General features: G+C 65.0%; 23 protein-coding genes. 12 read left to right on the forward strand and 11 right to left on the reverse strand.

Going from position 1 to position 23,634, the window contains the following annotated elements; all coding sequences use genetic code 11:
- Window positions 1-58: 58 nt before the first annotated feature.
- From ACFQ2S_RS20190 to ACFQ2S_RS20200, 3 genes are all read right to left on the reverse strand, one after another.
- Complete coding sequence (locus tag ACFQ2S_RS20190; protein ID WP_386077295.1) at window positions 59-985, reverse strand: TAXI family TRAP transporter solute-binding subunit; 927 nt, start codon at window positions 983-985, stop codon at window positions 59-61.
- 69 nt (window positions 986-1,054) lie between these two features.
- Window positions 1,055-1,480: a hypothetical protein gene (locus tag ACFQ2S_RS20195; protein WP_386077296.1), complete on the reverse strand. Its 426-nt coding sequence runs from the start codon at window positions 1,478-1,480 to the stop codon at window positions 1,055-1,057.
- A gap of 75 nt (window positions 1,481-1,555) precedes the next feature.
- The gene (locus ACFQ2S_RS20200; protein WP_386077298.1) at window positions 1,556-1,816 is read right to left on the reverse strand and encodes a hypothetical protein; all 261 of its coding nucleotides are present in this window, start codon (window positions 1,814-1,816) and stop codon (window positions 1,556-1,558) included.
- A gap of 201 nt (window positions 1,817-2,017) precedes the next feature.
- Here ACFQ2S_RS20200 and ACFQ2S_RS20205 point away from each other — a divergent pair, with 201 nt between their 5' ends.
- The 11 genes from ACFQ2S_RS20205 (at window position 2,018) to ACFQ2S_RS20255 (ending at window position 14,800) form a co-directional block, all read left to right on the forward strand.
- On the forward strand, window positions 2,018-2,551 hold the full coding sequence (locus tag ACFQ2S_RS20205) for a cupin domain-containing protein (RefSeq protein ID WP_386077299.1): 534 nt from the start codon (window positions 2,018-2,020) through the stop codon (window positions 2,549-2,551).
- A 247-nt stretch (window positions 2,552-2,798) separates the two neighbouring features.
- Entirely contained in the window at window positions 2,799-4,373 is a 1,575-nt protein-coding gene (locus ACFQ2S_RS20210) for an ABC transporter substrate-binding protein (RefSeq protein ID WP_386077301.1), read from the forward strand.
- Window positions 4,374-4,392: 19 nt separating this feature from the next.
- Window positions 4,393-5,367: an ABC transporter permease gene (locus ACFQ2S_RS20215; protein ID WP_386077303.1), complete on the forward strand. Its 975-nt coding sequence runs from the start codon at window positions 4,393-4,395 to the stop codon at window positions 5,365-5,367.
- Window positions 5,367-6,272, forward strand: a complete 906-nt coding sequence (locus ACFQ2S_RS20220; RefSeq protein ID WP_386077305.1) for an ABC transporter permease — start codon at window positions 5,367-5,369, stop codon at window positions 6,270-6,272. The genes ACFQ2S_RS20215 and ACFQ2S_RS20220 overlap by 1 nt, the downstream gene beginning before the upstream one ends.
- On the forward strand, window positions 6,272-7,975 hold the full coding sequence (locus ACFQ2S_RS20225) for a dipeptide ABC transporter ATP-binding protein (RefSeq protein WP_386077307.1): 1,704 nt from the start codon (window positions 6,272-6,274) through the stop codon (window positions 7,973-7,975). The genes ACFQ2S_RS20220 and ACFQ2S_RS20225 overlap by 1 nt, the downstream gene beginning before the upstream one ends.
- 89 nt (window positions 7,976-8,064) lie before the next feature.
- The gene (locus tag ACFQ2S_RS20230; RefSeq protein WP_386077309.1) at window positions 8,065-8,715 is read left to right on the forward strand and encodes a TetR/AcrR family transcriptional regulator; all 651 of its coding nucleotides are present in this window, start codon (window positions 8,065-8,067) and stop codon (window positions 8,713-8,715) included.
- A gap of 478 nt (window positions 8,716-9,193) precedes the next feature.
- Window positions 9,194-9,868, forward strand: a complete 675-nt coding sequence (locus tag ACFQ2S_RS20235; RefSeq protein ID WP_386077311.1) for a CDP-alcohol phosphatidyltransferase family protein — start codon at window positions 9,194-9,196, stop codon at window positions 9,866-9,868.
- 13 nt (window positions 9,869-9,881) lie between these two features.
- Complete coding sequence (locus ACFQ2S_RS20240) at window positions 9,882-11,069, forward strand: ABC transporter substrate-binding protein (protein ID WP_386077312.1); 1,188 nt, start codon at window positions 9,882-9,884, stop codon at window positions 11,067-11,069.
- Entirely contained in the window at window positions 11,066-12,781 is a 1,716-nt protein-coding gene (locus ACFQ2S_RS20245) for an ABC transporter permease (protein ID WP_386077314.1), read from the forward strand. The genes ACFQ2S_RS20240 and ACFQ2S_RS20245 overlap by 4 nt, the downstream gene beginning before the upstream one ends.
- The gene (locus ACFQ2S_RS20250; RefSeq protein WP_386077316.1) at window positions 12,778-13,440 is read left to right on the forward strand and encodes an ATP-binding cassette domain-containing protein; all 663 of its coding nucleotides are present in this window, start codon (window positions 12,778-12,780) and stop codon (window positions 13,438-13,440) included. The genes ACFQ2S_RS20245 and ACFQ2S_RS20250 overlap by 4 nt, the downstream gene beginning before the upstream one ends.
- 325 nt (window positions 13,441-13,765) lie before the next feature.
- On the forward strand, window positions 13,766-14,800 hold the full coding sequence (locus ACFQ2S_RS20255) for an alginate lyase family protein (RefSeq protein ID WP_386077317.1): 1,035 nt from the start codon (window positions 13,766-13,768) through the stop codon (window positions 14,798-14,800).
- 11 nt (window positions 14,801-14,811) lie between these two features.
- On the opposite strand, the gene ACFQ2S_RS20260 is transcribed toward ACFQ2S_RS20255, so the two are convergent.
- The 8 genes from ACFQ2S_RS20260 to ACFQ2S_RS20295 form a co-directional block, all read right to left on the reverse strand.
- Window positions 14,812-15,954 (reverse strand): M56 family metallopeptidase, encoded by a 1,143-nt coding sequence (locus ACFQ2S_RS20260; RefSeq protein ID WP_386077319.1) that lies wholly within the window; start codon window positions 15,952-15,954, stop codon window positions 14,812-14,814.
- A complete protein-coding gene (locus ACFQ2S_RS20265; protein ID WP_089235532.1) occupies window positions 15,944-16,336 on the reverse strand; it encodes a BlaI/MecI/CopY family transcriptional regulator in 393 nt (130 codons plus the stop codon). Before ACFQ2S_RS20265 ends, ACFQ2S_RS20260 begins: the two co-directional genes overlap by 11 nt.
- Before the next feature lie 66 nt (window positions 16,337-16,402).
- Window positions 16,403-16,678 carry a DUF2160 domain-containing protein gene (locus ACFQ2S_RS20270; RefSeq protein ID WP_386077320.1) on the reverse strand — a complete coding sequence of 92 codons (276 nt, stop codon included), beginning with the start codon at window positions 16,676-16,678 and terminating at the stop codon, window positions 16,403-16,405.
- A gap of 2 nt (window positions 16,679-16,680) precedes the next feature.
- Window positions 16,681-17,478, reverse strand: coding sequence for a carbohydrate ABC transporter permease (locus ACFQ2S_RS20275; protein WP_386077322.1), 798 nt, complete (start codon window positions 17,476-17,478; stop codon window positions 16,681-16,683).
- A 10-nt stretch (window positions 17,479-17,488) separates the two neighbouring features.
- The gene (locus ACFQ2S_RS20280; RefSeq protein ID WP_089235534.1) at window positions 17,489-18,352 is read right to left on the reverse strand and encodes a carbohydrate ABC transporter permease; all 864 of its coding nucleotides are present in this window, start codon (window positions 18,350-18,352) and stop codon (window positions 17,489-17,491) included.
- Window positions 18,349-19,434 carry an ABC transporter ATP-binding protein gene (locus ACFQ2S_RS20285; RefSeq protein WP_386077324.1) on the reverse strand — a complete coding sequence of 362 codons (1,086 nt, stop codon included), beginning with the start codon at window positions 19,432-19,434 and terminating at the stop codon, window positions 18,349-18,351. Before ACFQ2S_RS20285 ends, ACFQ2S_RS20280 begins: the two co-directional genes overlap by 4 nt.
- A 7-nt stretch (window positions 19,435-19,441) precedes the next feature.
- Window positions 19,442-20,506: an ABC transporter ATP-binding protein gene (locus ACFQ2S_RS20290; protein ID WP_386077325.1), complete on the reverse strand. Its 1,065-nt coding sequence runs from the start codon at window positions 20,504-20,506 to the stop codon at window positions 19,442-19,444.
- Window positions 20,507-20,647: 141 nt separating this feature from the next.
- Window positions 20,648-22,384 (reverse strand): ABC transporter substrate-binding protein, encoded by a 1,737-nt coding sequence (locus ACFQ2S_RS20295; RefSeq protein ID WP_386077327.1) that lies wholly within the window; start codon window positions 22,382-22,384, stop codon window positions 20,648-20,650.
- Window positions 22,385-22,624: 240 nt separating this feature from the next.
- On the opposite strand from ACFQ2S_RS20295, the gene ACFQ2S_RS20300 reads away from it, so the two are divergent.
- Entirely contained in the window at window positions 22,625-23,404 is a 780-nt protein-coding gene (locus ACFQ2S_RS20300) for a DeoR/GlpR family DNA-binding transcription regulator (RefSeq protein ID WP_386077329.1), read from the forward strand.
- Window positions 23,405-23,634: the final 230 nt, after the last annotated feature.

Below are 23,634 nucleotides of genomic sequence, written 5' to 3' on the forward strand. Positions count from 1 at the left end.
TGTCTCGCTGAGACGCAGGCGCGCGGGCCGGCGCGCGGGCCGGCTCGCGCGGTGCGATTTACTTGTTGAAGTAGCGCGCGGCGCCTTCGTGCAGCGGAATGGCGAGCTTGAGCGACATGGCCGGGTCGATCTGCTTGGCATTGGCATTCTCGGCCTGCATCTCGTCGAGATGATCGAAGATCGCCGCGGTGATCTTTTCCACCACGTCCGCATCCAGCGAGTTCGGCGCAACCAGCATGTTGTTGACGCCGATCACCGTGCCGGGCTCGGCGGTGCCATAAACATCGGCCGAGATCTCGACCGAGTGGTAGGTCGCATTCGCCTCGAGCGCCTTCTCCAGCATCCCTTCGGAGAAGGAGATGAACCGAAGGTCATTGCCGGCAGCGGCCTGCATCACCGCACCGGCGGGGTAGCCGGAGAGCGCGAAGGCCGCGTCGACATTGCCGTCCGCCAGCTGGCCGAAGCCGTCCGAGTAGGAGAGGAAGGACGGCGTCATGTCCTCCAGCGTCATGTCATGCAGCGGCAGCAGGAAGTTCAGGAACCCGAGCGTGCCGCCGCCCGCCGGCCCGACCGCGACCCGCTTGCCCTTGAGGTCCTCGATGGTCTGGATGTCCGAACCTTCGAGCACGATCATGTGCAGGACGCTGGGATGCAGGGCGCCCACCGCGCCAACATCGATTGGCCCGGAGCTGTAGGGGCCGGCACCTTTCACTGCGAGCGCCGCGAGATTGTTGTTGGTGATCGCGATCTCCACTTCGCCACTGTCGATCAGGCGCGGATTCTGGACCGAACCGCCGGTCACCACCGGCACCATGGAGATCCCGTCCCCTGCATATTTGTTCACGAGATTCGAGATCGACTGGCCCATCGGATAGAAGGCGCCACCGAGACTTGCCGTCCCGATCCGGAGCTCTTCGGCCGTGGCGGCAGCGCCCGCCAACACGACGGCCGCAACCGCGGCCAGCTGTCTGGTTACTTTGATCATGGTGTCCTCCCTTGGTCGCCCCGAAAGGTTAAGCGACAAAAACATATCGCGCAACTTTTTGTCGATTTTTTAACCGGCGCTCTGGTTAACGGCTGTGCTCAGACGAGGAATCCGAGGCTGAAAAAGGAAGACCGCGTAGCACAGCAGAGCAAAACGGCCGTTCCAGCGCCAGGTCAGCATGCTCGGCGCGATGCGGCAATCCGTCGAAATCAGCCACGTTGCGGTCGCGTTGGGCGGTGCCGACATGCTGAGCGCCGATCCCACGGAGAGGGAGGACACGATCCGGGTCGGGACCACGAGAGACTCCGACAGTTGGTGGACGTATTCACCGAAGAACACGACCAGCAGGATCGGGCTGAGCGCGATCAGGATCAGCAGCGACGCAAGAAGAACCAGGGGCGATACGGAGGACAGGCCGAGCCATTGGGCGACCTGATCGATCGGCAGGATCGAGCGCGGCGGCGCGGCCGATTGAGCCCGAGAGCCCCAATGCAACGGCGGTCCGCAGCAGCGACGGCGCGGCGCTCGCCAGCACCTTGCCAAGGCAATTCAGGCGTTTCAGGAGCGCTTTTAGATGCTGAAGAAGACCGCGAGATCCAGCGCCGAGAACACGTTGGTCTGCCCGTCGGCCTGCCAGAGGAACGGGATGGAGACCCGTACGGCGAGGAAAGCCAGCGCCCATTCCCGAACTTCGAACCGGGGCACCGCCGCCATGCACATGGCTATGAACCCGATCCGACCGACTGGCTCCGCTGAGCCCCATCCTGTCCCAAGGTGAACAAGCGCCGCGGACGCCGTCACCGACAGCGTGATCAGCGGAAGCGAGGTCACGAAAGCCTCCTCGCGAACCCGAGCAAGAAACATCGACAATTTGTTACAAAACGACGTTTCGTCGCATTAAGCATCGGAGCGCTGCGACCGAGGAGCCCTGCCATGCCCCAGTTCCACCTCTCCCTTCAGCGCGAAGCCGCACGTCCGGGTCAAATGGTCTAAGCGCAGGGCCTGTTCGGAGGGCTCTGGCCGCTGCGCGGAATGCCGGAGGTCGAGGGCGCGCCTCATTCGGATACCGCTGCGCCAGCCTTCCTGCAGGGCCGCGCCCGTATCCGCGCGACGCGCGGGGCAGCCCGATGGCTTCGATTCAGCCTGAGCCGAACGGCACCAGAGGGCGCGGACGTGCTCCATGCCAAAAAGGTCACCATCGACCAGAAACTGGCGCTGCTTCGGCTGGATACGGTGAGCTTTCCGCCGGGCGCCTGCGCCTGGCGCCATGTGCACCCCGGGCCGGGTCTCCGGCATCTGCTTCAGGGCGAACTCACCTTGCAGACAGATGACCACGACACCGTCGTGACCGCCGGCGACAGCTGGTTTGAGGCCGCCAACTCGCCGGTGCGGGCGACGGCCAGCGCTACCATGCCAAAAACCGGCTTCGTGCGGTTCCTGGTTCTGCCGGTGTCGCTTCAGGGCACGCCAAGCATCCGGATCCTCGACGCGGCAGACACCTCCAAGCCAACGCTTCAGGTAACCCACCGGAATCTGGATCAGGTGGTCCGACTGCCGTCCGGCTGATCAACCGAAGGGGATGTGCTCCGACATCGCGGGTCAGGTTCCACAAAGTCGATTGCGAGTGCGACTGGCCGGAGCGCAATGATCCCGCACTGCCCGACCGTCTCGGAGGTCTTGCCGCCGGGTCCGGCCTTGCCGATCTCTTCACAGGCAGAGGAGCAGTCACACTAGATCTGGAATGATGGTTCTGAATATGGATAAGTGCCCGGACACGTTGCCGCAGGCCGCGGCAGACCACAGAGAGGGCGTCATGTTCAGAACAACCTTTTCGGCAGCGGCAATCGCTGTGAGCACCACGGCATTGTCCGCATTTCCGGCCGCCGCGGAGAGTTTCAACTGGGCCGGCACAACCGACCCGCAGACGATGGACCCGCATGCCGTCAACGCCGCGCCGGTCCTGTCCTTCCTCAACAACATCTACGAGGGCCTCGTCCGCCGCGGACCCGACATGAGCGTGGAGCCCTCGCTCGCCACCTCCTGGGTGGCGCTTCCCGACGGCGCCGGCTGGCGGTTCACCCTGCGCGAAGGCGTCACGTTCCACGACGGCGCGGCCTTCAACGCCGACGACGTGATCTTTTCCTACGAGCGCGCCGCGTCGGAAGCCTCCGACGTCCGCTCCTGGTTTGCTCCGGTGACCGAGGTGGTGCGGGTCGACGATTTCACCGTCGACTTCCTGACCGCCGCGCCGAACCCGCTGTTCCCCGGCTCGATCGCCAACTTCATGATTCTCGACTCCGACTGGGCGACGGGCAACGGCGCCGAGCTTCCCGCGCGCGACGCCGAGAACTTCGCCACCCGTAACGCCAACGGCACCGGCCCCTTTTCGCTCGCCGGCCGCGATCCGGGCATCGAGACGCGCCTCGTGCCGAACGAAGGCTGGTGGGACACGGCCGAGCACAACCTGACCGAGGCGGTCTTCACCCCCATCGGCAACCCGGCCACCGGCCTTGCCGCGCTGCTGTCCGGCGAGATCGATTTCATCTCCCCGATCCCGCTGCAGGACATCGAGCAGGTGGAATCCCGCGACGGCTTCAAGGTTCTCTCGGGGCTGGAGACGCGGGTGATCATGCTCGGCTTCGGGCATGACCACGAGACGCTGAAGTATTCCGAGGAGACCACGGACGCCAACCCGTTCCTCGATGCGCGCGTCCGTCTTGCCGTGGCGCAGGCGATCGACGTGGCGACGATCGACCGGGTGATCATGCGCGATGCCGCCGAACCGGCGAGCCAGCTTCTGCCCGAGGGCCTGTCCGGCTGGTCCGCCGCGCACGCCGAGCGGCCCGCCTTCGACGCCGAGGCCGCCAAGGCCCTGCTCGCCGAGGCCGGCTACCCAGACGGATTCTCCTTTGGCCTGATGTGCCCGAACGACCGCTACATCAATGACGAGGCCGTCTGCCGCGCCGTCGCGTCCATGCTGGCGCGTGTCGGGATCGAGGCCAACGTGAACGCGATGCCGGTGCGTGGCTACTGGGACGAGCTGCGGTCGGACAATTTCGACATGTACCTGCTCGGCTGGTCGCCCGGCACCTTCGACGCGGAGCACCCGATCCGCTTCCTCGCCCACACCCCGAACGAGCGGCTGGGCACCTGGAACTTCGGCGGCTTCTCCAGCGCCCGGATCGACGAGTTGCTCGAACCGATCCAGCAGGAGATCGACGAGGCCGCCCGCCAGGCGATGATCGACGAGGTTGCCGGCATCCTGCAGGAGGAAGTCGCCTATGTGCCGCTCTACACCGAGCCGCTGATCTGGGCGATGAAGGAGAGCGTCGAGGTGGTTCAGCGCCCCGACAACTTCTTCATGCTGCGTTGGGTCACGGTCAACTGATCCGGGCGAGGCAGGAGCGATGGTCGCATTCATCCTGAAAAGGCTGGTCCAGTCCGTCTTCGTGATGCTGGCCGTCGCTTTCCTCGCCTTTTCGCTGTTCAAGTTCGTGGGCGACCCGATCAGCCAGATGACCGGAGTCGAGACGTCTATCGAGGACCAGGAACGCCTGCGCGAGGAGCTGGGTCTCAACGACCCGTTCTTCGTGCAGTTCGCCCGCTTCACCGGCGACATGCTACAGGGCGATTTCGGCTATTCCTTCCGCACCCGCGAACCGATCGGAGAGATGCTCCTGTCGCGGCTGCCTGCCACGCTGGAGCTGGGCACGGTAGCGCTGGTGATATCGCTGATCGTCGGCATTCCTGCGGGCGTCTACACGGCGCTCCGTCCGCGCGGGCTGGTCAGCCAGTCGATCCTGATCGCCACGCTGATCGGGGTGTCGATCCCGACCTTCGTGATCGGTATCCTGCTGATCTTCCTGTTCGGCGTGCAGCTGGGATGGCTGCCGACCTACGGCCGCGGCGGAACGGTCGATATCGGCTGGTGGCGCTCGTCGCTCTTCACCGTCGAGGGCTGGCGTTCGCTCGTCCTGCCGGCGCTCACGCTCGGCCTGTTCCAGCTCACCCTCACCATGCGCCTTGTCCGCGCGCAGATGATGGAGGTCATGCGCACCGACCACATCCGCTTCGCCATCGCCCGCGGCGTGCCGTGGCGCAGCATCCGCTACCGCCACGCGCTGTCGAACACCATGATTCCGGTGATCACCGTGATCGGGCTTCAGTTCGGCGGCGTGATCGCCTTTTCCATCGTCACCGAGAGCGTGTTCCAGTGGCCGGGCATGGGCCTGCTCTTCCTGGAATCCATTCGCTTCGTCGATATCCCCGTAATGAGCGTCTACCTCGTGGTGATCGCGTTCTTCTTCGTGATCATCAACCTGCTGGTCGACCTGCTCTACCTTGCCATCGACCCGCGCCTGCGGGTCCGGGAGAGCGTGTGATGCTGGGGCGCCTGATGCAATCCGAAGCGGTCTGGCTGTTCTCGCGCAGCCCCGCCGCGATCCTCGCCGCCATCGCAGCGGTCACGATCGTGCTCGGCGCGCTCTTCGCGCCGTGGATCGCACCGACCGATCCCTATGACCTCTCCTCCTTCTCGCTGATCGACGGGCTTCTTCCCCCGGTCTGGGAGGACGGCGGCGATCCGCGCTTCCTGCTCGGCACCGACGACCAGGGGCGGGACATGTTCTCCTCCATCCTCTACGGCGCGCGCCTGTCGTTGGCGATCGCCGGCATGGCCATGGCCATCGCGCTGGTTCTCGGGGTGGGGCTCGGCCTCGCCGCCGGCTATTACGGCGGTCGCTTCGACGCCGTCGTCATGCGCATCGCCGACGTGCAACTGGCGCTTCCGGCGATCCTGACCGCGCTGCTGATCGACGGCATCTCCCGCGGGATCCTGCCGCGCGACATGCACGACGACCTCCGCCTCGGCGTCATCACCGTTGCGATTGCCCTGTCCCTCTGGGTGAACTTCGCCCGCACCGCGCGCGCCTCCGTCTTCGTCGAGCGCAACAAGGATTACGTTCAAGCCGCGATCATGATGGGGCAGCACCCGCTGCGGATCATGGCGCGCCACATCCTGCCCAACATCCTCGGCCCGCTGCTCGTGATCGCCACGGTCGACCTCGCCTCCGCGATCCTGCTGGAGGCGACCCTTTCGTTTCTCGGCGTCGGGCTGCCTGCGGATTCCCCCTCGCTTGGCACGCTGATCCGGATCGGGATGCAGTACCTGCTGTCCGGCGAATGGTGGATCCTTTGGATCCCGACCCTGTTCCTCGTCGTGCTCGTCGTCGCCATCAACCTGCTCGGCGACTTCCTGCGCGACCTCTTCAACCCGAGTTTGCGCTGATGCTGGAAGTCGAGAATCTCACCGTCCGGTTCCGTCACCGGCAGGGCACCACGACGGCCGTCGAGGACGTCTCGCTGAACGTCGGCCGCGGCGAGATCCACGGGCTTGTCGGCGAATCCGGGGCCGGCAAGTCCACCATCGGCGCGGCAATCATGGGCCTGCTCCCCGCGGCGGGCGAGATCGCCTCCGGAGATCTTCGCCTCGACGACACCGACCTGCGTGCTCTCACGCCGATGGAGGCCCACCGCCTGCGCGGCAAACGCATCTCGATGATCTTCCAGGATCCGCAGACCAGCCTCGATCCGCTGATGACGGTCGAGGCCCAGCTGATCGAGACAATCCAGGCCCACGAGGACATCAGCGCCGAGGCCGCCCGGCAACGGGCCATCGAGTTGTTGGAAGAGATCGGCATCGCGCGAGCCGAAACCCGCATCCGCGCCTACCCGCACCAATTCTCCGGCGGCATGCGGCAGCGCGTGGTCATCGCGCTCGCGCTTTGCACCAACCCGGAACTGATCATCGCCGACGAGCCAACCACCGCGCTCGACGTGGCCGTGCAGGCGCAGGTGCTGGACCTGATCCGGCGGCTCGCCGACGCGCGCGGCGTGGGGTTCATCCTGATCACGCACGATATCGGCGTGATCGCGCAGGTCTCGGACCGGGTGACGGTGCTGCGCGGCGGGCGCGTGGTGGAACAGGGCCCGACCCCGCAGGTGCTCGGCGCCCCGGAACAACCATATACCAAGGCCCTCATGGCCGCCGTACCGCCGCTCGACCGCAAGCTCGACCGCTTCCGCCTGCCCCGCGTCGCGGGCGAGGAGGAGGAGGCGGCAGCGGCCAGCGCCGCGAAGGAGGCCGAGGACTGGCTGATGTCGGGAAGCGGAACCGGACTCGGTCCGGCGCTGGACCTGTCGGACATCACCGTGCGCTTCCGCGGCGAACGGCGCGGCTTTCTCGGCGCGCGGGAGGATTTCACTGCGCTGGACGGCGTTTCGCTGTCGGTCCGGCCCGGCACGGTGATGGGGCTGGTGGGCGAAAGCGGCTCCGGCAAGTCGACGCTGGCCAAGGTCGTCGCGGCGCTGGTGCAGCCGGCTTCTGGCGAGATGATGCTCGACGGCGCGCCGCTGCCGCCGATGCGCAGCCGCTCGCGCCATGACCCGTCCCGGCGCCTCGTGCAGATGGTGTTCCAGGATCCGTTCTCCAGCCTGAACGCGCGGCATCGCGTGCTCGGCATCCTGTCCGAACCGCTCCGCCTCTACGGTCTGGAGACGGACGCGGCCCGGCGCGAACGGCTTGTGCGCGCCATGCTGGCTCTGGTCGGCCTCCCGCCGGAGGCCGCAGATCGCTACCCCCACCAGTTCTCGGGCGGGCAGCGCCAGCGCATCGCCGTTGCCCGAGCGCTGCTTTCCCGCCCCGGCCTGCTGATCTGCGACGAGCCGACGAGCGCCCTCGACGTCTCAATTCAGGCGCAGGTCTTGAACCTCCTGAAGGACCTCCAAACCCGCTTCGGCCTGACGACACTGTTCATCAGCCACAACCTCGCCGTGGTGCGCCAGATGTCGGACGATATCGCGGTTCTGAAGGACGGATCACTCGTCGAGACCGGCCTGTCCGAGCCATTTTTCGCCGGCCCGCAAGCCACGTATTCGCAGGAGTTGCTGGCTCAGACGCCGACGGTGCGCTTCGGGCCACGGGCGGCCTGAGTGTATCTCTCAACCGCAGACCCGAGATATTGCGCGAACTGAATATGTCTCCTAACTTTGCAGCAACGGGTTCAGAGGCGGACGAGGGAATGCAGGCGACCGAAGAGACGACGCGACCGCGTGGGCGGCCGAGGAACGTGCCGAGGGACCAGGCACTGGACGCCGCGGTGCGGCTGTTCTGGGCCTCGGGCTATGACGCCGCCTCGATCGACCAGCTCTGCCGGGAGACCGGAATGCCCCGCGCCAGTCTCTACCAGGATTACGGCGGCAAGCAGGGCCTGTTCCTCGCCGCGATCGCCCATTACGTCGACACCCGGCTCAGGCCGATCGGCCAGGCGCTCGGCCCGGCCGGATCGCTGGAAGACGACCTTGCGCGCTTCTTCAAGGCGGTCGTCGCGCTGGCGACCAGCGACAGCCAGACGCCGGGTTGCCTGATCTCCTGCGTGCTGGCCGAAGTGGCTGGGGCGAACGACACCTTCCGCCAGGAGCTCGACCGCCGTTTCACGGCCCTCGAGAACCGCATCCACGAGCGCCTGTCGCATGGCGCCGACACCCCGGACAACGCCCGCGCGCTCGCGGGAATGCTGGCCGCCGTTGCGCGGGGCATGATGCTGCGCGCAAGAGCCGGCGCCACGGCTGCGGATCTCGAATCGATCGCGGACGTGACCCTTGTGACCGTTTTCGGGGAGAGGCCGTCACCACTTGGAGTCCGAGAATGCTCGGGGCCCGTGACTTCGTGATTTCGAGACCGCCCGGTTCACCCTTTGAGCTGAAGACTCACGGTGTTTCGCCGGGACCACGCTGTGGTAGCACTCCAGCAAACACCTAAAGTGGACCGGAACCGGGCAACGAACCCCGAAGAGAGCAAGCTCCGAACATGCAGGACACAAGAACGCAACGGACCGGAACCCGGAGCCTGGAAAGGCGTTCGACGCGTGACGTTCCGGGCAAACGGAAACGCGAGGAAATCGGAGCAGTGTCTCACGCTGTGTTGACAGGAAGAGCGCCAGTTATCAGACCCCTCGCTCTGAATATGAGCTATGACCCATTCGGGACTGACGCTTGTGGAGCGGCGTCGGACATGGCTGAAGGGAGCTGTGACGTGGAAAGACCTGCCCTCAACACGGTGCTGGCGAAAGCCAGGGCCTCGGCACGGCACCTGCCGGCCGGCCAAGCTCCCTGCCTTGCTGACCGACAGTCGCCCACCAGGACGCACGCATGATCGACGCCCGTATCCTTCCGCTTCAGCAGCGAATGCTCCACCCCCCAGCGCAACGCCTGGTCGACATCGGCGTGACGGCCGATCAGGTGACGCTGGCTGGGTTTGTCCTGGGTGCCATGAGCCTTCCGGCGCTGGCTTTCGGCGCCTATTGGCTCGCCCTCGCGCTGATCCTGCTGAACCGCCTGATGGACGGGCTAGACGGGGCGATTGCGCGGATCACTGAACCGACCGACCGCGGCGCATTTATCGACATCGCCTTCGATTTCGCCTTCTACGCGCTGGTGCCGCTCGGCTTTGCCGTTGCGGACCCCGACGCGAACGCGCTTGCCGCCGCCGCCCTGATCACCGCCTTCGTCGGCACCGGATCATCGTTCCTGGCCTTCGCGACCATCGCGGCCAAGCGGAAGATCTCGACCGAGACATACCCCTCCAAGGGCATCTACTACCTCGGTGGGCTGACGGAGGGGGCCGAAACGATCTCGGTTTTCGTGCTGATGTGCCTCGCCCCGTCGTTCTTTCCGGTTCTGGCCTACCTCTTCGCAACCGCCTGCGTGATGACGGCGTTCAGCCGCTGGTACCAGGGCTGGGTCATGCTCGCCCCGAGCGACACCATTTCACAATCGCGGCCAGAGACGCACCACACGCCGGCCCTGGTTCAGATCGATCGCTAGACGAGGTCCCCCAATGCTCCGCACCGCACTTCTTTCGCTTGCCGCAGCCATTGCGGCCAGCCCAACACTGGCCGACTGGCCGGAGACGCTCGAGGCCGCGCGCGGACAGACGGTCTACTGGAATGCCTGGGGCGGAGATGCCCGGACCAACGCCTTCATCTCCTGGGTGGGCGAGGAGACCGAGGAACGCTTCGGCGTCTCGGTCCAGCACGTTCGGCTGACCGACACGGCCGAGGCGGTGACCCGCGTTCTCTCGGAGCGTGCGGCGGGCCGGGACGAGGACGGCTCGGTGGACCTTATCTGGATCAACGGGCCGAACTTCCTGTCCATGAAAGAGCAGGACCTGCTGTTCGGCCCGTTCGTCTCCAGCCTGCCGAATGCACAATACCTCGACCTGTCGCCGGGCGCGGCCGCATCGCTCGACTTCACCGTGCCGGTCGATGGCATGGAGAGCCCCTGGCGGCTGGCGCGCTTCGTCTTCGCCTACGACAGCGACCGGATCGACTCCCCGCCAAAGACGATGGCCGATTTCCCGGACTGGGCCGCAGCCAACCCGGGCCGCTTCACCCACCCTGCCCCGTCCAACTTCATGGGCGCCACCTTCCTGAAACAGGCGCTGTTCGAGCTGGCGCCCGATCCGGCGCGACTGCTCGAACCGATAGACGACGCCGCATTCGCAGAGCACACCGAGCCTCTCTGGGCCTGGTATGACGCGCTGCGCCCGCACCTCTGGCGCGGCGGCGAGACCTTTCCGGAGAACGAAAGCGTGCAGCAGCAACTGCTGAACGACGGCGAGGTCGATATCGCGATGTCATTCGACCCGGCCTCGACCGCGGCGATGATCGCGCAGGGTCTGCTGCCGGAGAGCGCCCGGGTCTTCGTCCCCGAGGGAGGCTCCATCGGCAACGTGAGCTTCGTGGCCATTCCCTTTAACGCCGCGAATACCGAGGGCGCGCAGGTCGTCGCGAACTTCCTGCTCGACCCGGCGGTCCAGGCGAGGATGCAGAACATCGAGGTGATGGGGTCGTTTTCCGTGCTCGACCCCGCGCGGCTAGACGAGGAAGCCCGCGCTGCCTTCGACGCGCTTCCAACCGCGCCCGCGCTGCCGACGCTGGAGTCACTCGGCCCGACCCTGCCGGAACCGCACCCGAGCTGGATGACGCGGCTGACCGAGGAATGGGCGCGACGCTACACGAAATGAGATCCCTGGCCGGAGACGGATTCCTGCTGCGCGGGGCTGTGCTGGGCGGGGTGATCGCCGGCATCCTGCTGCCGATTGTGGTCGGCTTGTGGGAGACCGGCCGCGCTGGTTTCGGCCTGCTGCCCGCCATCGGCGCCGACGAGATATCCCTGGCGCCGTGGCGCGAACTCGCGGAGATGCCGGGCCTTGCCACGAGCCTCCGGCTGACGCTGGTCACCGGGATCGGCGCAACGCTCCTGTCGCTGCTGCTTGCCATCGGCTTTTGTGCCGCCGTTCACGGCCGGCTGAGCCAGCGCGCCGGCGGGCGCATCCTGACGCCCTTTCTCGCCGCGCCCCACGCGGCGATGGCGATCGGGCTGGCGTTCCTGCTGTCCCCCTCCGGCTGGATCGCCCGCGCCTTCGCCCCGGTGCTCGGATGGGACCGCCCGCCGATGCTGGCCACGGTCAACGACCCGTGGGGCGGCGCGCTGATCCTCGGGCTGATGGTCAAGGAGGTGCCGTTCCTGCTGCTCGTCATCCTTTCCGCCCTCAGCCAGCTGCCGGTGCGCGCGCACCTGACCGCCGGGCGGTCGCTCGGCTATGGGCGGGGGATCGTCTGGATCAAGGTGATCATGCCGCAGGTCTGGCCGCTGATCCGGCTGCCGGTGATGGTCGTGCTGGCCTATGCGCTGTCGGCGGTGGACATGGCGCTGATCCTCGGGCCGTCGAATCCGCCCACGCTCGCCGTCATGCTTCTGCGCCTGTTTTCCGACCCCGATCTGTCCCGCATCCTGCCCGCATCTGCTGGCGCGCTCCTGCAGGGTGTGCTGGTGGTGCTCGCCTTTGCGGCCCTCTTCGCGTTGGAGCGGCTGGTGAGGGCTGCAGGGCTCTGGTGGCTGCGCCGGGGCGGCCGTGGCGTGACGGCCGAGCCTGGCCTCCGGCTCGCGACCTGGTTCACCGGTGCGCTGTTGGCGCTCGGTGCACTGGCGATGGCCTCGCTGCTGCTCTGGTCGTTGGCCTGGCGATGGCCCTGGCCCGCGCTGCTGCCCGAGAGCTGGTCGCTGCGCGCCTGGAGCACCCCGGGCAGCGGCTGGGGCGCGGCGCTCGCCACGACCGTGATCCTCGCGGCGGGCAGCACTGCGGCGGCGCTCGCATTGGCGATCGCCTGGCTCGAGGGGGAGGATCGCGCCGGGACGCGCCGCGCCGGCTGGGCCAGCGCGCTGATCTACCTGCCGCTCCTGGTCCCGCAGATCGCGTTTCTCTACGGGTTGAACGTGGCCTTCCTCCGCCTCGGAGTCTCCGGGGATCTCGCCGCGGTGGTCTGGGCGCATACGCTCTTCGTCTTTCCCTATGTCATGATCGCGCTGTCCGATCCCTGGCGCGCGCTGGACCCGCGGCACCTGCGCGCCGCCGGATCGCTAGGGGCCGGCCCCTGGAGGCGGCTTTTCGCGGTCAAGCTTCCGATCCTGCTCACGCCGATCCTGACCGCCGCCGCGATCGGCGTGGCCGTCTCCGTGGCGCAATACCTTCCGACGCTCTTCATCGGCGCGGGGCGCGTCGCCTCGCTGACCACCGAAGCCGTCACCCTGTCCTCCTCCTCGGACCGGCGCATCACCGGGGTCTATGCGACACTTCAGGCCGGGCTTCCCTTCCTCGCCTATGCCGCCGCCTTCGCGATCCCGGCGCTCATGCACCGCAACCGGCGCGCCCTGACATCGGAAGGAATCGCATGACTCTGGAACTCCGCGATGTCGTAATCCGCGCGCGGGGCGAGGCCCCGCTGTTTCCGCCGACGAGCCTTGTCGCCGGTCCGGGCGAGATCGCCACGATCATCGGCCCCTCCGGCATCGGCAAGTCCACGCTGCTGGACGCGATCGGCGGGCATCTGACGCAGGGCTTCGCGCTGGAGGGCCGCGTTCTCCTCGATGGCCGGGATCTCCGTGGCCTGCCTGCGGAAGCGCGGCGCGTCGGGCTGATGTTCCAGGACTCGGTCCTGTTTCCGCATCTCTCGGTGGGCGACAACCTTGCCTTCGGGCTGACACGAAGGGTCCTTGGACGTGCAGCGCGGCGGCGTGCCGTCAACGAGGCGCTGGACGCGGCCGGGCTCCCTGGTCTCTACGACAGGGATCCCGCAACGCTTTCCGGTGGGCAGCGGTCCCGCGCGGCTCTGATGCGCACGCTGCTGGCCGAGCCACACGCCCTGTTGCTGGACGAGCCTTTTTCCAGGCTGGATGTCGCGCTCCGCGCCGAGATGCGGGCTTTCACCTTCAACCATATCCGCCAGCAAAATATCCCGGCCCTTATGGTCACCCATGACGTTGCCGATGCCGAAGCCGCCGCAGGACCGGTGATCGACCTGGCACCTTCGGGAGCGCCGAACCTGCAAACGTAATCTCCAGATCAGAGGTCGTATCCTGTCTGCCTTGCACGCGCGGCTGACGGCATTTCGGCAGCATTGCTTGTTCAGGAACATGGAGTGAAACTCGCTCCGCCATTTCAACGAAACGCCCGCGCCGACTCGATCGTGCGGGCGGCCAAGGAGGCAGTGTCTCGCCGATGTTCGAGCGTCCACGCGCCTCTGCAGTCACAATCGCCGTTCCCGTCGATGCTGACGATGCCGCCAACTGGTTGCGTCGGGTTGAGGTTGCGGGTCATGGATGAGGTGCAGAGCTCGCCGCGCAGGCCAACCTCCGGACCACCAACCAGCAGAGGCTCCAATGACCAGACACCTCGCCGCCCTCCTCGGACTCGGCATCGCAGCCCTGGCAGTTCACACGCCTACCGCGGCCGCGGAAACCTGCAGGGTCCGGGTCGAGCCGGTGGTCAGCCTCGGTTTCGCCAGCCGTTACAAGGCCGACAGCGAATCCAGGTCCGACATCGATCCGGACGGCGACGCCGAGGTGACCGCGGCCCTGAAGCCTGTCGACGACTTCATCCGTGACCTGTCGACCGAGGCCAACCAAATCCTCCTGCGACCGGACAATGTGGACCGCGCCGATTGTCTTGTCGCCGAACTGCGGCGTTGGGCGGATGCCGGCGCTTTGGGCGACCTTCAGACCTTCACTGCGCAGATTTCTGTCGGCGGGCGTTTTGCGGGGATCTCGCTGGCTTTTCTCCAGGTCCGAGACTTCGCCTCCCGACCCGGAGACATCGCCGCCGTGGACCGCTGGCTGCAGGAGGCCGCCCGAGAGGAACTGCGCTTCTGGGCAGAAGACGCAACTCCCGGCGCGCAGAAAGGCAACTTGCGGGCATGGTCCTCGCTCGGCGTGATTTCTACCGGGATCGCGACGGGTGACCCGGAGCTCATTTCCCGGGCGGCCGACGTCGTCGAGATGCTCCTTTGCACCGCCGAACCTGACGGCGGCCTGCCGCAGGAAATGCGGCGCGGGAAATACGCCCTGCACTACCAGTTGCACGCGATCACGCCGCTGGTCCTTTCCTCGACCCTGCTGCAAACCCGGGACGTCGACCTGAGCGGCAGTTGCGACGCGGCGCTGCAAAGGATCGTCGATTTCGCCGTGTCCGATCTCGAGACCGGCGCGAAGTCGGAGGCCTATTCCGGCAAGCGGCAGAGCTACTTCGACGGCACGGAGACCCTGCGCCCGCATGAACTCGCCTGGGCGGATCACTACCTGGAAATGTTCGACAACGCCGAACTTGAGCGCGTCGTTGCGCCGATGCGGCCGCTCAAGAACTCAAAGCTCGGTGGCAATCAGGACATCGTGCGCGAGCACCTGCTGCCGGGCCTATAGGCCGGCGACCTTTACGGAAGACTGGCGTCGCTGGCCGACACGAACAGTTCGGGTACATGGCTCGGCGACGCGTTGCGTTGGTCCAGCCGTTCCAGGTTGACGATCATGCTGAGCATGATGCGATCGTGACTCCATCCGGTGGGGCTCCGCAATAGCACGGCGCCAAGCACGAGACACAGGCACAGCAGCAGCCCGATACCCTTCCAGGCGTGCTGCCCCAGCGGCGACGGCGTGTGCCCGGTCAGGGCGACAATCCTGCGGCCGAGTTGGCTGTCCAGCGCCGGACCGCGGGGCGTTTCAACGAACCCGACGACAGGCCCGACCGGCACAAAAACAGACCGGCCGACACGAGCGCGGTTGGACGCCCGGATCAGGCTGCGGCAATACCCGCCGAGCACGACCGGATGGCGCAGCACCACGGCCTGATCACATGCCATTTCCCGTAGTTCCCGCATCTGCCGGCCGCATAGATGAAACGCGGGGTTCCAGAAGAAGAACGGCCGCAGCGCCTCGACCGCGAATTCATGCAGCAGGTCGAACTGGCGCAGATGCTGGAACTCGTGCGACAGCGTCAGTTGCAGGTCGCGGTTGTGTGCCAGCGCGTTCGCCGAGAGAACAACGTATCGGCGGCGCAGCCCGCAGGTGGAGAACGGCACGGTGGTTTCGTCCGAGATCAGCAATTCCAGGCGACCGAAACGGCGCCAGGGGTGGGCGCGTCTCAGCACCTGACGGAGCCGCAGGGCGGCCAGGCCGAGGCGCAGCGCCGACACCATGAGACCGAGCGCCAGAAACGCCAGCAGCGCCTGTGCCCAGAACGCGCTCTGTAGAAGGAAGGCGTCGGTCAGTTCTGTCCTGAGGCCCAGCAGGAACTCGAAACGCGACGCGCTCATCTCCAGATTGCCGCTCAGGTACTGGGCAAGGAGAATATCCGAGAAGTTGAGCTGCGCGGGTGCCGGGGTGCATGCCAGCCGGGCGATGAATGGCGCCACGATGACGGCGATGAAGATCCATTCCATCGCGCGGGCCTGCCCCATCAGCGCCTGGCCGAAGCGACCATGAGCGAAAATCCGGCGCATGGGCAACCAGACCGCCACCAGCGCGAGGAGCAGGATGTTCGCGTCTATCCACGCGTTCAGGATGTCTTCAATCGCCATCCCCGAGCCTTCTGTTCACCAGGTTGCGGATTTCTTCCAGGGACTCATCTGACAGCGTATCATCATCCACCAATCTGGCAACAAGCGCGGATGGGGTCGCGTCGAAGAGCTTGTTGGACAGGTTCTGCAGCGTCTGCTTCTGATAGGCGGCCTTCGGCACGGCCGGGCGATAGACAAGCGAACGATCCACCTTGGTCGACGTGAGAAAGCCCTTCCTGTCGAGGATCTTGAGGATCGTCGCGACGGAGGTGTAGGCCCGCTCGGTCTCGCGGTTGAGCGCAACATGGATATCGCGCACCGTTCCGCCGCCGATGTCCCAGACCACGTTCATGAATTCCAGTTCGACCTCTGTGAGCGTGCCGCTGTCCTGTTGTTTTCGCATAGGGTCTCCAAATGCTGGCGGCCCTGGGGGAGGCTGGGTCGCCGAAATCCTGTCTCCGATCTTTGCCTAGACCTTCCAGAAACAGAAGACCGCCCAGGCAAAGGCGACGGCAAGCGGCCCCCAGAGTGGCATTCCGAACAGCCCCAACCCGGCGAGAAGGATGTAGATCGATCCCAGGATCGTCATGAACAGGCGATCCCCCCGGGTGGTGGTGAGCCCGAAGACGCCTCGGCGCTCGTCTCCGCCGGGATGGCGAAGCTCAATCAGGGTCAGGACGCCCATGGCCGAGAAGATCCCGATGAAGAACAGGGCGGTCGGCAAGGTCCATGCCATCCAGCTCATGGTCAAACCCTCCCCATCGCGAAGCCCTTCGCGATGTAGTTTCGAACGAAATAGATCACGATGGCGCCGGGGATGATGGTCAGCGTTCCCGCGGCGGCCAGCAGCCCGAGTTCATATCCCGCCGAGGAGGCGGTCCGTGTCATCGTGGCGGCGATCGGCTTGGCCTCGACGGCGGTCAGCGTCTTGGCAAGCAGAAGTTCTACCCAGGAGAACATGAAGCAGAAGAACGCAGCCACGCCGACGCCGGCCTTGATCGACGGGATGAAGATCGTGGTGAAGAAGCGCGGGAAGGAGTAGCCATCGACGAAGGCCGTCTCGTCCAGTTCCTTGGGCACGCTCGACATAAAGCCCTCGAGGATCCAGACAGCCAGCGGGATGTTGAACAGGCAATGCGCCAGCGCCACGGCGAGATGCGTGTCGAAGAATCCGACTGCCGAATAGAGCTGGAAGAACGGCAGCGCGAAGACCGCGGCCGGAGCCATCCGGTTGGTCAGCAGCCAGAAGAACAGGTGCTTGTCGCCGAGGAACCGGTACCGCGAGAAGGCATAGGCGGCCGGAAGCGCCACCGTCACCGAGAGCACCGTGTTGATCGAGACGTAGATGATGGAGTTGATGTAGCCCCAGTACCAGGTCGGATCGGTGAAGATGGTGATGTAGTTTTCCCAGGTGAAGGTCTGCGGGAAGAGCGAGAAGCCCGCGAGGATCTCGTTCGTCGTCTTGAAGCTCATCGCCACGAGCCAATAGATCGGCAGCATCAGGAACAGGATGTAGACGATGGGTACGATGGACCGTTTCTGCATGCTTCCGCCCTCAGTTCAGGTCGTCCTTGGTCATCAGCGTGTAGAAGAGCCAGCTGACGCCAAGAGTGATTGCGAAGTAGATCAGGGACATGGCGGCTGCCGGCCCGAGGTCGAACTGCCCGAGCGCCATCTTCACGAGGTCGATGGACAGGAGCGTGGTGGAGTTGCCGGGGCCACCGCCGGTGAGAACGAAAGGCTCGGTGTAGATGTTGAAGCTGTCCATGAAGCGCAGAAGGATCGCGATGGTCAGCACCGTCTTCATCTTCGGCAGCTGGATGAAACGGAACACGGCCCAGTTGGACGCACCGTCGATCTTGGCCGCCTGGTAATAGGCGTCCGGGATCGAAACGAGCCCCGCATAGGCCAGGAGCACGACGAGCGAGGTCCAATGCCAGACATCCATCGTGACGATGGTGATCCAGGCCGCGAGCGGATCCTGCGTCATGTCGTAGTTGATGCCGAGCGTATGGTTCAGGAAATACCCCAGCAGGCCGATATCCGGCAGCGTGAAGATGTTCCACATCGCGCCGACCACGTTCCACGGGATCAGCATCGGCAGGGCCATCAGCACCAGGCAGACCGGCACCCAGAACCCCTGTCGTGGCATCGAGAGCGCGATGGCGATGCCCAGCGGCACCTCGATGACAAGGATCAGCCCGGTAAAGAGGAATTGGCGGCCGAGGGCGGCGTGGAACCGCTCGGACGTGAGGATCTGCTCGTACCAATCCAACCCCTGCCAGAAGAACAGGTTGTCGCCGAAGGTCTCCTGCACCGAGTAGTTGACCACCGTCATCATCGGGATCAGCGCGTTGAAGGCCACCAGCACAAGCACCGGCAGCACGAGGAACCATGCGCGTTGGTTTTCGGTTTTCATTGCGCCGCCTCCCCCGCGGTGGTCGCCAGCCAGCCGTCGCGATAGAGCCGCGTACGGTCCGGGCGGAAATTCAGGTGCACCGTCTCGCCCGTTTCGGGCGCGTTTTCCTTGATGATGGCGGCGACGCGGTCCTCCCCGACCTGCGTTTCCACGACGATGTGGCGGCCCACGTCGGAGACCTTGCGCACCACGGCCTCGACGCCGCTCTCGGCAAGGCTCACGAATTCCGGCCGCACGCCGATCTCTGTCCGCTTGCCCTCGCCGGGCACGATATCTCCCTCGAGGGGGATCTGCTGGCCCTGGAACAGCGCGGCGCCGTCCCGTGTCTCGCAGGGCAGGATGTTCATGCCCGGCGACCCGATGAAGTGACCGACGAAGGTATGGGCCGGCCTTTCGAACAGATCGACCGGCGTGCCGATCTGCACGATCTCGCCATCCTGCATCACCACGACCTGGTCGGCGAAGGTCAGCGCCTCGGTCTGGTCATGAGTGACGTAGATCATCGTGGCGCGGACCCGCTGGTGCAGCTCCTTGAGCTTGGAGCGCAGCTTCCACTTCAGGTGTGGGTCGATCACGGTCAGCGGTTCGTCGAACATCACCACGTTGACGTCCTCTCGCACCAGCCCGCGACCCATGGAGACCTTCTGCTTGTTGTCGGGCGAGAGCGCCGCGGCCTTGCGGTCGAGGATGTCGTTGACTTCGAGCATCTCCGCGATCTCGGCTACGCGGCGCGCCACGGTGGCCTCGTCCACGCCGCGATTGCGCAGCGGGAAGGCGAGATTGTCGCGCACGCTCATCGTGTCGTAGATCACCGGGAACTGGAACACCTGCGCGATGTTGCGCTGCGTCGGCGCCAGCTCGGTCACGTCCCGGTCGTCGAAAAGGATGCGGCCCTCCGAGGGCACGAGCAGACCGGAAATGATGTTCAGCAGGGTCGACTTTCCGCACCCCGACGGGCCCAGCAGCGCATAGGCGCCGCCATCCGTCCAGTCGAGGTCGATCATCTTGAGCGCGTAATCCTCCGGCGCTTTCGGATCGGGGTAGTAGCTGTGACGAAGCTTTGACAGTGTGATCTTTGCCATGTCGCCCTCACGCCACCCGGTTGCCGTCTGAGCCGAAGTAGTGACAGTGCGACGGCTCCATGAAGAACTCGTGCTCCTCACCAACCCGGAACGGGAAAACGCCAGAGGAGAGCGACACCCAGTTGTCGTCGCCGAACCTGAAGTGCGCGCTGCTTTCCGAGCCGCTCAGTTCCGTCACCAGCACCCGTCCGGTCAGCCGGACGCTGGCGCTCTCCGAGGGGCGCGGCAGGACGCGGTTCGGGCGGATCGCGACTGTGTACGGGCCATCGGGCAATCGCGCAGCCGCACCCGACAGGTGCCAACGCGCCTGATCTCCCAGCACGGCCTCGGAGCCCTGCTTGGTGATCTGGCCGAGGTTGATCGGCGGGTCGGAAAAGACACCGGCGGCGATGATATTGGCCGGCTTCCGGTAGATCTCGGCGGTCGGGCCGAACTGGGTGACGCGGCCGTCATACATCAACGCGGTCTTCCCGCCGAGCAGCAACGCCTCTTCGGGCTCGGAGGTGGCATAGACCACCACCGCGCCCCGACCGGCAAACAATTCGGGCAACTGGTCGCGCAGTTCCTCGCGCAACTTGTAATCCAGGTTGGCCAGTGGCTCGTCGAGAAAAACTGCGCGGCTCTCCTTGGCGATCGCACGGGCCAGCGCCGTGCGCTGCTGCTGACCGCCGGACAATTCATGCGGGCGGCGGTGAAGCATGGGCCGGAGCTGGAGGATATCGGCAGCCTCCTCGACACGGCCCTGGATCTCCGACTTGGCCATGCCGGCCACCTTGAGCGGCGAGGCGATGTTCTCGAACACCGTCATGTGCGGGTAGTTGATGAAGAACTGATGCACGAGGCTGATGTTGCGCTTTTGTGTGCTGAGCTTCGAAACGTCCTCGCCGTCCATCAGGATCTGTCCGGACGCCAGCGGGTCCAGGCCGGCCATCAGCTTGATCAACGAGGTCTTGCCCGCGCCCGTCTCACCAAGCAGGACGTTGAAATGTCCGGTTTCCAACGTCAGGGTCGTCTCCTTGATGTGGAGATTGGCGCCGACGCGCTTGGTCACGTTTCTGAGTTCGAGTGTCATGTTCTCCGTGCCCGTCTTGCGTCGAGGCCGCGCCCGCGCGGCGCAGGATATTCAAGGGATTGGGGGTGACCGCCCGCCACGAAAGCGAGCGGTCGGGGAAGACTCGGGCCGGATCATGGGCCGGCCCGAGCAATAGTCAGCCTATTGAGCGGCCCAGCGGGCAACCAGCTCGTCGTAGTTGACGGTCTCGCCCTGCGGCTTCTCGTTCTCGAGCTTGGGTTTCGGCGCGCCCGGCTGCGAAAGCCAGTACTCCGCATCCTGCTCCTCGTTGAGCCGAGGACCACAGCCGCCATAGACGTTGGCCTGCTCGTCGGCAGCCTGCATCCGGGCCATCACCTGGTCCATCTCGCTGGCAAGGCGATCCATCGCCTCCTGCGGGGAGAAGGCGCCCGAGTTCACATCACCAATCTGCTGCCACCAGAGCTGCGCGAGCTTCGGATAGTCAGGCACGTTGATGCCGGTGGGCGACCATGCCACGCGGTCCGGCGAGCGGTAGAACTCGACCAGGCCACCCAGCTTCGGCGCACGCTCGGAGAAGGACTCGTGGTTCACCGTGCTGTCGCGGATGAAGGTCAGGCCTACGTGCGACTTCTTGGTGTCGACGGTCTTGGAGACGACGAACTGAGCATAGAGCCAGGCCGCCTTGGCGCGATCTTCGGGGGTGGACTTGAGGATCGTCCAGGAGCCCACGTCCTGATAGCCGACCTTCTGGCCTTCTTCCCAATAAGGGCCGTGCGGGCTCGGCGCCATTCTCCACAACGGGTTGCCGTCGTCGTCGACGGTGTTGTTGCCTTCGGATTTCGGCTTCACCATGTCCGCGGTAAAGGCGGTGTACCAGAAGATCTGCTGGGCCACGTTGCCCTGGCTGAGCGCCGGCAGCGACTGGTAGAAGTCGTAGGAGGCCGCGCCCGGCGGGGCGTAGTTGCGGAGCCACTCGTCCCACTTGCGGATCGCGTAGACCGCGGCGGGCCCGTTCGTTGCGCCGCCACGCGTGACAGAGGCGCCGACCGGGTTACAGGTTCCCGCTTCCATGCGGATGCCCCATTCATCCACGGGGATGCCGTTGGGTTCGCCCTTGTCGCCGGCACCGGCCATCGACAGCCAGGCATCGGTCATCCGCCAGCCGAGGTCGGGCGCGCGCTTGCCGTAATCCATGTGACCATAGATCGTGGTGCCGTCGATTTCCTTGACGTCCTCGGAGAAGAACTGCGCGATGTCCTCGTAGGCGGACCAGTTCACCGGCACGCCGAGATCGTAACCATACTTTTCCTTGAAGGCGGCCTGCAGGTCCTCGCGGTCGAACCAGTCCTTGCGGAACCAGTAGAGGTTCGCGAATTGCTGGTCAGGCAGCTGGTAGAGGTCGCCATCCGGGCCGGTGGTGAACTGGATTCCCATGAAGTCTTCCAGATCCAGGCCGGGGTTGGTCACATCGGCGCCCGCGCCAGCCATCCAGTCGGACAGGTTGTAGGCGAGTTGCAGGCGGGAGTGGGTGCCGATCAGGTCGGAATCGTTGACATAGGCGTCGTACAGGTTCCGCTTCGTCTGCATCTGGGTCTGTACCGCCTGGACGACCTCTCCTTCGCCCAGAATCTGATGGTTCACCTTGATGCCGGTGATTTCCTCGAAGGCCTTGGTCAGCACTTCGGATTCATAGGAATGGGTCGGAATGCCTTCCGACAGGACGTTGATCTCCATTCCGCTGAAGGGCTCCGCCGCGGCGATGAACCACTTCATCTCCTCGAGTTGCTCTTCCTTGCTGAGCACGGATGGCTGGAATTCTTCATCGATCCATTTCTGTGCCGCCGCCTCATCGGCATGCGCCGATTGCACGGCCAAAATGGCCGGGAGCGCTACGGCCCCCAACAGATACTTGCGCATCCTGGTCTCCTCCCTGATGAACGCGTTTCCGGTCGTTGCCGGTGCACAAATCATGCTCATACGAACACGTGAGTTGTCAAACTAAAATCTTAGTATGATGACGAACATCAATTAATTAATTGTTTTAAATATATATTTTTACAAATCCTCTTATTCGATTGACGTCATTCGAACTTGAAGTGAAAACTTCCAGTTGGCCGAATAGACGAAGTGATTGTCTCTAAGACTCGGAGAGGCCCCATGTCCGGTAACGACAGGCTGCAAGCGATCATCGATCTCCTTCGAGCGGAGAACTCCGTCGAGACCGAAGATCTCGCGCGCCGATTCGAGGTGACCCCACAAACCATCCGCCGCGACCTGGCAGCCCTGGTGGAACGGGGCCTGGCCATCCGGACGCATGGCGGCGCCCGCCGCATGGCATCCACCTCGACGATCGCCTACGAAGATCGCCGACTGAAGCGCGCGAGAGAAAAGGAAGCCATTGGCCGCGTCGTCGCCGAAATGATCCCAGACGGCTGCTCGATCATGCTCAACATCGGCTCCACGACCGAACAGGTAGCGCAGGCCTTGAGCGACCATCGAGACCTCGTCGTCATCACAAACAACATCAATGTGGTCCACATTCTCAAGATGTCCCGTGTCGCCTCGCTCAAGATCGCGGGCGGCTCGGTCCGCCCTTCGGATGGCGCGATCATCGGGGGTGACGCCGTCGCCTTCATGGACAAGCACAAAGCGGATTTCGCGGTGATCGGATGTTCGTCGCTGGATCCCGATGGCGCAATACTGGATTTCGACGATCGCGAAGTCTCCGTTGCACGCGCGATACTCCGTAATGCCCGCAAGAAAATCCTGGTGGCCGATCGCTCCAAGTTCGACGTCGATGCCTCGGTGAGAATTTGCAGCCTCGATGAACTCGACCTCGTCGTCACGGATGGCCCGCCACCCGCGAGTTTCCTGCGGGCAGCACAGGCCTGCGAAACGCAGGTCATTTGTGCAATCGACTCCGTGCAATCGAGATGATTGCAGGCCTGTCGATGACCGCATCGCCTTAAGGCGCGCCAACACCCTGAACCATTCCAACCAGAAAATCGCCAGCCGGGCGGTCCAAACTGAGTTAGCTGGTCAAGTGGGCATGCTGGCACGCTACCTAGCCCCCTGCCCGGCCTCAAGCCAAGTTCATCTGACAAGACCGACCCGAAAGGTCGCATAGCGACCGGACCAGAAAAAGGGTGAAGTCCCTACTCGTATCT

Origin of the sequence: Tropicimonas aquimaris, from assembly GCF_042676185.1 — a bacterium.
Classification (GTDB): Bacteria; Pseudomonadota; Alphaproteobacteria; order Rhodobacterales; family Rhodobacteraceae; genus Tropicimonas; species Tropicimonas aquimaris.

Bases quoted from the DNA above. Each gene is read 5' to 3' on its own strand.
- ACFQ2S_RS20190 (WP_386077295.1), bottom strand. From the start codon at position 985: ATGATCAAAGTAACCAGACAGCTGGCCGCGGTTGCGGCCGTCGTGTTG.
- ACFQ2S_RS20205 (WP_386077299.1), top strand. From the start codon at position 2,018: ATGCCGGAGGTCGAGGGCGCGCCTCATTCGGATACCGCTGCGCCAGCC.
- ACFQ2S_RS20210 (WP_386077301.1), top strand. From the start codon at position 2,799: ATGTTCAGAACAACCTTTTCGGCAGCGGCAATCGCTGTGAGCACCACG.
- ACFQ2S_RS20215 (WP_386077303.1), top strand. From the start codon at position 4,393: ATGGTCGCATTCATCCTGAAAAGGCTGGTCCAGTCCGTCTTCGTGATG.
- ACFQ2S_RS20220 (WP_386077305.1), top strand. From the start codon at position 5,367: ATGCTGGGGCGCCTGATGCAATCCGAAGCGGTCTGGCTGTTCTCGCGC.
- ACFQ2S_RS20225 (WP_386077307.1), top strand. From the start codon at position 6,272: ATGCTGGAAGTCGAGAATCTCACCGTCCGGTTCCGTCACCGGCAGGGC.
- ACFQ2S_RS20230 (WP_386077309.1), top strand. From the start codon at position 8,065: ATGCAGGCGACCGAAGAGACGACGCGACCGCGTGGGCGGCCGAGGAAC.
- ACFQ2S_RS20235 (WP_386077311.1), top strand. From the start codon at position 9,194: ATGATCGACGCCCGTATCCTTCCGCTTCAGCAGCGAATGCTCCACCCC.
- ACFQ2S_RS20240 (WP_386077312.1), top strand. From the start codon at position 9,882: ATGCTCCGCACCGCACTTCTTTCGCTTGCCGCAGCCATTGCGGCCAGC.
- ACFQ2S_RS20245 (WP_386077314.1), top strand. From the start codon at position 11,066: ATGAGATCCCTGGCCGGAGACGGATTCCTGCTGCGCGGGGCTGTGCTG.
- ACFQ2S_RS20250 (WP_386077316.1), top strand. From the start codon at position 12,778: ATGACTCTGGAACTCCGCGATGTCGTAATCCGCGCGCGGGGCGAGGCC.
- ACFQ2S_RS20255 (WP_386077317.1), top strand. From the start codon at position 13,766: ATGACCAGACACCTCGCCGCCCTCCTCGGACTCGGCATCGCAGCCCTG.
- ACFQ2S_RS20260 (WP_386077319.1), bottom strand. From the start codon at position 15,954: ATGGCGATTGAAGACATCCTGAACGCGTGGATAGACGCGAACATCCTG.
- ACFQ2S_RS20265 (WP_089235532.1), bottom strand. From the start codon at position 16,336: ATGCGAAAACAACAGGACAGCGGCACGCTCACAGAGGTCGAACTGGAA.
- ACFQ2S_RS20270 (WP_386077320.1), bottom strand. From the start codon at position 16,678: ATGAGCTGGATGGCATGGACCTTGCCGACCGCCCTGTTCTTCATCGGG.
- ACFQ2S_RS20275 (WP_386077322.1), bottom strand. From the start codon at position 17,478: ATGCAGAAACGGTCCATCGTACCCATCGTCTACATCCTGTTCCTGATG.
- ACFQ2S_RS20280 (WP_089235534.1), bottom strand. From the start codon at position 18,352: ATGAAAACCGAAAACCAACGCGCATGGTTCCTCGTGCTGCCGGTGCTT.
- ACFQ2S_RS20285 (WP_386077324.1), bottom strand. From the start codon at position 19,434: ATGGCAAAGATCACACTGTCAAAGCTTCGTCACAGCTACTACCCCGAT.
- ACFQ2S_RS20290 (WP_386077325.1), bottom strand. From the start codon at position 20,506: ATGACACTCGAACTCAGAAACGTGACCAAGCGCGTCGGCGCCAATCTC.
- ACFQ2S_RS20295 (WP_386077327.1), bottom strand. From the start codon at position 22,384: ATGCGCAAGTATCTGTTGGGGGCCGTAGCGCTCCCGGCCATTTTGGCC.
- ACFQ2S_RS20300 (WP_386077329.1), top strand. From the start codon at position 22,625: ATGTCCGGTAACGACAGGCTGCAAGCGATCATCGATCTCCTTCGAGCG.